Consider the following 7,425-nt stretch of genomic DNA (forward strand, 5'->3'; position numbering starts at 1 on the left):
CCGGGGCGCACGGCACCGCCGCGTGGCGCCCGAGTGGTCGAGTGCCCGGCGGGCCGGGTGGCCGGGTGGCCGGGTGGCCGGGTGCCCAGGTGCTCGGGTGCCTGGGGCGGTCAGCCGCGTACCTGTCCCAGCCACTGGAGTGTGCGCCGGATCTCCACCGCGAGCGGATACCCGGGCCCGTGCAGGTGTTCGACGTCGTGGAGGAGCCGGGCCAGGGTGTCGTGGGCGGCGGCGCGGTCGCCGAGGGCGAGCAGGAGGTGGCCGATGCGGCGGCGGACGTCGTGGGCGAGGTCGGGGTCGCCGGCGGCGACGTACTGGTTCTCGTAGTACGGCAGCAGCGCCCGGTACTCGGCGAGTGCCGCCGCCGGTTCGCCGAGCTGTTCCAGGCACTGGGCGGCGTCGTGGCGGAAGCGCAGGGCCTGGGGGTCGGCCTGGCCGGCCTCGGCGGCTCGTTCGTCGGCGAGGCGGCGCAGTTCGGGCAGTGCGCGCCGGTACTGGCCGTCGTCCATGAGGGTGGCCGCGTACTGCTTGCGCAGGGTGCGGACCACGGGCGAGCGTTCGCCGTGCTGTTCGGCGGCGGTGGGCAGGATCGCGCCGAGGATGTCGACGGCCTGGGTGATGCGGCCCTCGCCGAGCAGGCGCTTGACCTCGTCGACGGCCCGGGCGACGTCCGGTTGCCCGGCCTTCTCGGCGACCGGCGGGACCGGGACGGGCTGGGGTGCGGGGGTGCGGGCGCGGTCGGGCCAAGGGGCGTGCGGGCGCAGGAAGGGGCGGGTGGGGTCGAGGGGTGCCCCGGCGGGGGTGCCGCGCGCGGGCAGGAGGGGTTCCAGGTGCTCGTACACCTCCTGCGCGGAGGCGGGGCGGTGCTGCGGGTCCTTGGCGAGCAGGCGCAGGACCAGCGTTTCGAGGGCCTCGGGGACCTCGGGGCGGATGCGGCGCACGGGCAGCGGCGGCTCGTACAGGTGCCGGTGCAGCACGCCGAGCGCGGTGGAGCCCGCGAACGGCACGTCGCCGCTGAGCAGTTCGTGCAGCAGCACGCCGAGCGCGTACAGGTCGGTGTACGGGCCGACCGCGCCGCCCATCGCCTGCTCGGGGGCCATGTAGGCGGGCGAGCCGATGGGTGTGCCGGTGTGGGTGAGGCGGGTGGTGTCCGCGTCCATCACGGAGGCGACGCCGAGGTCGAGGACGGTGACCGTGCCGTCCTGCTTCACCATCACGTTGCGGGGCTTCAGGTCCCGGTGGATGATCGGCACGGCGTGCACGGCGCTGAGTACGGCGCACAGCTGGGCCGCGACCGCGACCGCCCACGGCCACGGGTACGGGTCGTGTTCGGCGAGGTGGTCGGAGAGGTCGGCGCCGTCGACGTACTGCATGACGAGGAACAGTTCCTCGCCCTCGCTGCCCGCGTCGTGCACCGTGACCAGGCCGGGGTGGTCGACCTGCGCGGTCACCCGGCACTCGCGCACGAAGCGGCGGCGCAGCTCGTCCGCGTCCTGGCCGGCCACCCGGTCGGGGCGCAGCAGCTTCACCGCCACGCGCCGGTCGAGCCGCCGGTCGTACGCCGTCCAGACCTGTCCCATGCCGCCCTGGCCGATGAGCGTCGCCAGCTCGTACCGGCCGGCGACGATCCGTCCCGTCGCCACTGTCACCGTCACCGTCCGCCTTCGTGGCCGCCGTCCTGCCGGCGCAGGTAGTCGCTGAGTTCGTCGAGTTCGGCACGCACTTGGTCGATGCGGGCGGGTGCGGGGCGCTGGGGCGGAGGGGTGGGGAGGGTGGTGGGAGCGGGGGTGGGAGGGGTGGGCATGGGAGGTACGGAGGTGGGGGGTGCGGGGGTGGGAGGTGCGGGGGTGGGCGGTGCGGGGGTGGGCGGTGCGGGGGTGGGTATCGGGCCGGCCCGCATCGGGGCCGGGGCCGGGGGTGTGGCGAGGTACGGGGCCGGCGGCTGCGGGTAGCCGTACGCCGGTGCGGGCCGGGGCGGGTGGCCGCCGTACCGGAGCTGGAAGAAGTGGCGTATGTCCGCCGCGAGGTAGTAGGCGATCGCGGCCACCAGGGTGCCGAGCAGCAGGCCGAGGCCGGTCCACCCGCCGGCGGTGTGGATCTCGTCGCCGGGCTCGCTGCCGAGCAGGACGATGCTGAGGACGTCGGTCGCCAGCACGGCCACGAACAGGCCCCAGTCGAGGGACCTGCGGGTCACGATCGCCAGCCGCAGCAGCATCGCCCAGGTGAGGAAACCGAGGCTGAGGATCGCGAGGGTCACGAACAGCACGCGCAGGAAGACCAGCCACCCCGTCGGGGGCGGCTGCTTCACCGGCTGCGTGTAGCCGTGGCCGTGCATGGCTGCTCCTGGTGCCTGAGGTGGGCGTACGGGCGCGGCCGGTGCTCGGACGGCACCGGCCGGTCGTGCGATGGTCGCTTCGAGCGTATAGGCCGACACGGACAACCGGTCCCGGGTTGTACCGAACCGTTGTCGTGCTGGTCACGTCGCCCGTCCGCGCCGGGACCGGCGGGCGCCGGCCCGGGCTTCGGATCGGGCACCGGCCCGGGCGTCGGATCGGGCACCGGCCCGGGCGTCGCCGGACGCGGTACCGCGGGAACGCGCCGGTGGCGCGGCCCACGGTCCGTCAGCCGGGCGTCACCGTGCCGTCGGTGAGGCCGTCGTACATGCCCCGTACGAGCTGTTCCCCGAGGCGGCCCGCGAGCTTCAGCGCCCGCTCGAACTCGTCCAGCGCGCGGAACCGGGCGCCGTAGCGGCGTTGTTCGGCGAGCGGGAGCCGGGGCAGGTGCAGGCGGCGGGCGTCCAGGCGGGTGGCGGTGGAGGCGTAGCTGCTGGCCTGGCGGTTGTTGGCGCTGCCGCGCAGGAAACCGGCGAGGAACCAGGCGTCGAGGGCGGCGGGGTCGGGGCGCAGGAGGACGAGGTTGCGCCCCAGGGCGGCGCCGCTCGTCGTCTCGTCGATCACGCGCGCCACCGCGCCGCCGCCCAGCACCGGCAGGACGACGTCGCCGGGTTCGGTCAGCACCGGGTCCTCGTCGCTCTCGGGCAGCGTTCCGGAGGGGCCGGTTCCGGCGAGGACGTCGTGGTCGGTGAGGACGGGCACGCGCGCGTGGCCGCCGTTTCCGCCGGTGCGCAGCACCAGCGCGCCGCCGCGGGCGAGTTCGCCGACGGTGGTGAGCGGCCAGCGGGGCGCGGACGGGACGGCTCCGGCGGGCGGCGGGGTCAGCTCGGCGGTCAGGCGCAAGGTCTCGCCGAGGCGCTCGCGCACGTCGGCGAGCTGCTCGGCGCCATCGGCCGCCGCCGGGGGCGGCAGGTGGCGGGCGGGGGCCAGGTCGACGTCGTCGTCGAGGAGGTCGATCACGGGCAGGGAGCGGGCGAGGCCCGGCCGTTCGGCGAGGCGGCCGGCGCGGTCGTAGGTCCGCCAGGCGTCGAGGACGGCGTCCCGCACGCCCTGCCAGTCCGGCCCGCCGCGCCCCTCGCCGGCGAACTGCCCGGCGTCGGCGAGCAGCACCTCCGGCTGCGCGGGGGCCCTGTCGGGGCGGCGCAGCACCCACAGGTGGAGGGGGATGTTGTACGGCGGTGCCGCGCCGGCCGGCAGGGCGACGACGGCGCGCAGCGCCCCCCGGCGCAGCAGGTCGGCGCGGATGCGGCGGCCGGAGCGGCGGGAGGCGGCGGCGGGGGGCATGAGGACGACGGCCGTGCCGCCGTCCCGCAGGCGGGCGAGCGCGTGCTGCACCCAGGCCAGCTCGGACTCGGTGCGGGCCGGGAAGCCGTACTCCCAGCGGGGGTCGTAGGCGAGTTCGTCGTGCCCCCAGTTGCGCTCGTTGAACGGCGGGTGGCACAGGACCGCGTCGGCGCGCAGGTGCGGGTGGGCGTCGGCGCGCAGGGTGTCGCCGGCGGCGGTGTGGACGGTGGCGCGGGAGTGCAGGGCGAGCCGGAGCGCGGTGAGCGCGGCGAGGTCGGGCGCGCTGTCCTGGGCGTAGAGCTCCTGGCCGGCTTGTTCGGGGCCGTGGGCGGAGCTGTGCGCGGGGGTGGTGCCGGAGGCCGCGGCGGCGCACAGCAGGGCGCCGGGGCCGCAGGCGGGATCGAGGACGGTGCGGGCGGGTCCGGCGAGAGCGGCCATGAGGTCGGCGAGGCCGGCGGGGGTGAGCGTGTACTGGCGGGGGTTGGCGTCCAGGTGCCGTCCGAGCAGGAACTCGAACGTCTGCCGGGCTCCCAGCTCGGCGGCCAGCTCGGCGGCGCCGCGCAGGAGGGGGGCGGAGGGGAGGAGCTCCGGTCCGGTGGGGACGCCGGGGGTGGAGGGGGCGCCGGGGGTGGAGGGGGCGCCGGGGGTGATGGGGACGCCGAGGGTGGAAGGGTCGTCGAGGGCGGAGGGGCCGTGAACGGCGGAATCCGATGCTCCGGGCCGCGGTCGGTTCACAGCGGCGGTTCCGGTGTCCGCGCTCGCCCCGAAGCGGGGTGTGAACACCTGCTCCAGGGCTCCCGGCAGCATCGCCGCGAGCCGCTCGTCGGAGCCGGCGCTCACCTCCAGCCACACCGTGGGGCGCTCGTGGATCAGCAGCAGGACGCACCCGGCGTGCGTGAGCGCGGTGACCGGCCCCGCGGGGTGGCCCGCCACGTGCTGCCAGACGCGTTCCCGCAGCGGCACCTCGGCGAGTTTGCCGTGCCAGCGCAGCCACGCCTCCACGTCGGCCAGGGCGAAGGACGGGCTGGTCTCGGTGCCGCCGACCGGCTTGGGGAAATCGGCGTGGCGGCGGCGCCAGTTGCTCACGGCCGCGCGGCCGACGCCGGCGAGCCGCGCGATCCCCGCCGCGGTCACTTCCGTCGCGTTGTCCTGCATCCGACCCGCCATCCGATCCACCATCCGGCCCGCTCCCTCGTCCGCCCCGTGCCCGTACACCCGCACCCGTCCATCCGCGCCAGTACGTCCACGCCCGCGCCCCTGCATCCGTGTCCGTGCCCTGCCCCGAGCACACCGTGGCGTCGAGCATACCGGCGCATGGGCAAGCCAGCCGTTTACAGCGTGTATGAGAAGAAGACCGTTAACGCTGTTGACTCGATTCACAGGCTCTGCTCTTATTGACCTCGCGAACCAGCAACCGTCGACGAGCGGCGGTTGCCACACCGGGGAGGGACACAGCCATGGGCATGAAGGGCAAGCTCGCGCTGGGCGCCGTCGTGGGGATCGCCGTCATCGGCGCCGTGTCGGCGAACGCCGGCGACGGGGGCACCGACGGCTCGGCCGGCGGCAAGGGAACCTCGGCGTCCGCGCACCGGCAGTCCGGTGACCAGTCCGGCGGGCACTCCGGCGGGCAGTCCGGCGGGCAGTCCGGCGGCGAGAAGGACGCGGGCCAGGCCGCCGCCGGACAGGAGGCCGCGTTCGAGGGGGACGGGGACTTCCAGGTCGGCACGGACGTCAAGCCGGGCACCTACCGCACCACCGGCAACACCGACGGCATGTGCTACTGGGAGCGCGCCAAGGACGCCTCCGGCGAGCTGGACTCCCTGCTGGCCAACGACAACGTCAGCGGCACCGGTTACGTCACCGTCAAGCCCACCGACAAGCTCTTCAAGTCGAGCGGCTGCAACGACTGGGAGGCCGTCGACCCGCAGGCGAAGGGCTCACCCGCCGCGGAGATGGCCGGGGACGGCGGCATGTTCCGGGTCGGCTCCGACATCGCGCCGGGCACGTACAAGTCCACGGGCAACACCGACGACTCCTGCTACTGGGAGCGCGCCAAGGACGCCGAGCACTCGATCGACTCGATCATCGCGAACGACAACGTGTCCGGCACGGCAGTCGTCACGATCAGCGCCTCGGACCGGTACTTCAAGACGACCGGTTGCCAGGACTGGAAGAAGACCGGCTGACCGTCCCGGCCGGGCTCCGGCCCGCACCCCGCCGACCCGCACCCCGCCGGCCCGCACCCCGCCGGCCCGCACCCCACCGGCCCGCACCCGCCGGCCCGCACCCGCCGGGACGTCCGCACCGCTCGTCAGCCACCGCACTGGCGCAGCATCGCCTGCTTGTCCGGTGCGGTGACCGGCAGCTCGTACTTGACGGCGACCTGAGCGAACCGGACCGCGTAGGCGCACCTGATCCGCCGGTCGGGCGGCAGCCAGGAGGCGGGGCCCGAATCACCCTTGGCCGAGTTGGCCCGCCCCTCGACCGGGATCAGGTTCAGCACGTCGTTGGCGAGCTGCTCGCGCTTGCTCTCCGGCCAGCGGGAGGAACCCATCTGCCAGCTGTAGGACAGCGGCACCACGTGATCGATCTGCACCTCGGAGGCCCGCTGCTTGCGCCACTCGATGGTCGTCCCGGTGTACGGGTCGTGCAGCGTCATGGCGATGACCACGCAGTCGGAGCCGGCCCGGAAGCGGAGGTTCTGGCCGTCGCGGCGGATGAGGTCGTTCCGGGTGTCGCACCCGTTCCTCGCCAGGGGCACCCCGTCGGCCGTGTCCATCCACGCGTAGCCGAACTCGTCCCTGTCGTAGCCCGTCTTCGGGCCCCGCCCCTTCGTGGACAGCTCCTCGATGATCTTGCGGGCCGTGGCCTTGTCCGCGTCCGTCGTCACGGGCGCGAGCCCCGGCTTCGTACCGTCCGGATTCCTGAGCGGACTGACCGCCCGCCCGTCCGCCGTGGCCGGTCCGGTCTCCGCCGAGGAGCCGTCCCCGCCGAGCCCCTCACACCCCGAGACGAGGAGCACGGCGGCTGCCAGCACCGTCGCCGCGCGGAGGCAGCGCGCGCCCCCCGCGCTCCCGCGCCTCATGTCCCTCTCCGTGAGCACACCGCACCACTCCCCGCACGAGCTGCGCAAACGCCTCGATCAACCGGCGAAGCGCAGAGATGACACGAGTGTCGCACCGGGCCACCGGCGAGTCGACCGCGGCATCCGCCACGCCCACCGCGTCCGCCGCGTCCACCGCACCCATGACACCCACGGCGCCCACCACGCCCACCGCACCCATGACACCCACCGCGCCCACCGCGCCAGCCGGGCCCAGTGCGCCCGCCCCCGCGGCGGTGACCGAGAGGTCCAGACCATATCGGGGCAAAATCGTCATTTCCTCCCCATTCGGCGTATCGTCGGTGGTGGACCACCTCCGGAAGGAGTCGCGCATGGGCATCTTCGACAAGCTGAAGAACAAGGTGTCGCCGGACAAGGCCAAGGGCATGTCCGACGCTGCGGAGAAGCAGATCAACGACAGGACCGGCCACAAGTACGAGGACCAGGTCGACACCGCTCAGCAGAAGATCGAGGGACGGTACGGCGTGGGCCGCGACCGGCCCGACCGGCCCGACCGGCCGTAAGGCTCCAGACCCACACAGGACACGAAGCGGCCCGCACGGTTTTCCCGTGCGGGCCCGGTGGTTTGGGGCGCCCGCAGGGACCCACGGGGTCCCAGATGGGATACCCGCGGGGGGGCGCCTG

General features: G+C 74.7%; 6 protein-coding genes. 2 read left to right on the forward strand and 4 right to left on the reverse strand.

Annotation, left to right across the window (positions count from 1 at the left end):
• Positions 1-110 precede the first annotated feature (110 nt).
• The 3 genes from ABZ340_RS16490 to ABZ340_RS16500 all read right to left on the reverse strand — a co-directional run bounded on the left by ABZ340_RS16490 (position 111) and on the right by ABZ340_RS16500 (position 4,832).
• Positions 111-1,628, reverse strand: a complete 1,518-nt coding sequence (locus ABZ340_RS16490; protein ID WP_358782478.1) for a serine/threonine-protein kinase — start codon at positions 1,626-1,628, stop codon at positions 111-113.
• Between the two features lie 23 nt (positions 1,629-1,651).
• Positions 1,652-2,335: a hypothetical protein gene (locus tag ABZ340_RS16495; RefSeq protein ID WP_358782470.1), complete on the reverse strand. Its 684-nt coding sequence runs from the start codon at positions 2,333-2,335 to the stop codon at positions 1,652-1,654.
• Positions 2,336-2,621: 286 nt separating this feature from the next.
• A complete protein-coding gene (locus ABZ340_RS16500) occupies positions 2,622-4,832 on the reverse strand; it encodes an N-6 DNA methylase (RefSeq protein WP_358782479.1) in 2,211 nt (736 codons plus the stop codon).
• A 302-nt stretch (positions 4,833-5,134) separates the two neighbouring features.
• Between ABZ340_RS16500 and ABZ340_RS16505 the strand changes: the two genes are divergently transcribed.
• Complete coding sequence (locus tag ABZ340_RS16505) at positions 5,135-5,863, forward strand: hypothetical protein (RefSeq protein ID WP_358782471.1); 729 nt, start codon at positions 5,135-5,137, stop codon at positions 5,861-5,863.
• A gap of 125 nt (positions 5,864-5,988) precedes the next feature.
• On the opposite strand, the gene ABZ340_RS16510 is transcribed toward ABZ340_RS16505, so the two are convergent.
• Positions 5,989-6,762, reverse strand: coding sequence for an HNH endonuclease family protein (locus ABZ340_RS16510; RefSeq protein WP_358782472.1), 774 nt, complete (start codon positions 6,760-6,762; stop codon positions 5,989-5,991).
• Between the two features lie 350 nt (positions 6,763-7,112).
• On the opposite strand from ABZ340_RS16510, the gene ABZ340_RS16515 reads away from it, so the two are divergent.
• Positions 7,113-7,304 carry an antitoxin gene (locus tag ABZ340_RS16515; RefSeq protein WP_358782473.1) on the forward strand — a complete coding sequence of 64 codons (192 nt, stop codon included), beginning with the start codon at positions 7,113-7,115 and terminating at the stop codon, positions 7,302-7,304.
• Positions 7,305-7,425 lie beyond the last annotated feature (121 nt).

The sequence above is a fragment of the Streptomyces sp. NPDC006134 genome, from assembly GCF_040628835.1.
Lineage (GTDB): Bacteria > Actinomycetota > Actinomycetes > Streptomycetales > Streptomycetaceae > Streptomyces.